We start from the raw sequence: 1,214 nt of genomic DNA on the forward strand, positions 1-1,214 counted from the left end.
GCGGCGGGGGCCGGCGGGGGCGCGGAGGGCTCCTCGTCCACGCTGATGCCGAAGTCCGTGGCGAGCCCGGCGAGGCCGCTGTCGTAGCCCTGGCCCACGGCACGGAACTTCCAGGCGCCCTGGCGCCGGTAGAGCTCGCCGAGCACGAACGCGGTCTCGGAGGTGGCCTCCGCGTCGAAACGGGCCACCTCGGCGCCGCCGTCCGCGTCGAGCAGCCGGATGTGCAGCCCCGGGACCTGGCCGAACGTGCCGCCGTCCGCGGAGGCGACCAGCGCCACCTTCTCGATGCCGGGCTCGACCGTCGCGAGATCCACGGCGAGGCGGTCGGTCACCGACGCGCCCTGAGGCTGCTTTCCCTCGTACCGCACGGCGCCCGAGGCGTGCCGCGGCTGGTTGTAGAAAACGAAGTCGGCGTCGGAACGGACCCGGCCGGAAGCGAGCAGCAGCGCGGAGGCATCCACATCGGGCACTCCCGCACCGGTGTTCCAGCCGATCTCGACACGGACCGAGCTGGCCGTGACCGGGACATTCGCACCTTTGAGCATCGCGGGTTCCTCCGTCGGGTGACCGTCGTCACGCCACCTGTTCTGCGGGCACCGCCCACTATGCCATCCCGGGCGGTGGCCCTCTCGGCGGACCCCTGATACAACATCATGAGAGGGCCGATCGACGTTTTTTCCGGAATTCATTCGAATTGGCCGTACCGCGTCGGTTCAAGGGCACGAAAAGACCCTCTAATCGGTCTCCCCAACGAGCACATGGTGGGCTTAACTTATGGAGCATGACCTCCCCGCGCCCCTACGGCGGTGGCTACTCCTCACCGTCGTTCCCTGACACCCCCATCTACGACAGGCTGGTGGCCGAGCGGGGAACCCCGCAGATCGCGCCCATCAGAGTCCCCGCCGCGTACGATTCGATGGGGGGCTACCCGTCGGCCCCCGCGCAGCACGCGCTTCCGGCCCTTCCGGCGCTTCCGTCGGCTCCCTCGCACGCCCAGCCGCATCCGCACGCCCAGGCCCCTTCGGGCTACCCGGGGTACCAGGCCACGCCGGTCAGGCACCAGTTGCCGGCCGCGCCCGCCCCGCAGGCGCCCGGGCCGTACTTCCCGCAGCAGGCGCGGGAGCCCAGGCCCTACCCGGCTCCCCAGGCGCCCGTTCCGCAGCAGATGCGGCCCGCGGCCCCCCGCCCGGCCGCGGGCCGCATCTGCTGCGGAA

The 1,214-nt window shown here is 71.7% G+C and carries 2 protein-coding genes; one reads left to right on the forward strand and one right to left on the reverse strand.

Annotated elements, in window-relative coordinates:
• Positions 1 to 545, reverse strand: a 545-nt coding sequence (locus ADY01_RS35800; RefSeq protein ID WP_049581076.1) for a TerD family protein, incomplete at its 3' end; no start/stop codon positions are given.
• 236 nt (positions 546 to 781) lie between these two features.
• Here ADY01_RS35800 and ADY01_RS35805 point away from each other — a divergent pair.
• Positions 782 to 1,214, forward strand: a 433-nt coding sequence (locus tag ADY01_RS35805; RefSeq protein WP_049581077.1) for a DUF6643 family protein, incomplete at its 3' end; no start/stop codon positions are given.

Origin of the sequence: Streptomyces sp. SBT349 (assembly GCF_001083795.1) — a bacterium.
GTDB lineage: Bacteria > Actinomycetota > Actinomycetes > Streptomycetales > Streptomycetaceae > Streptomyces.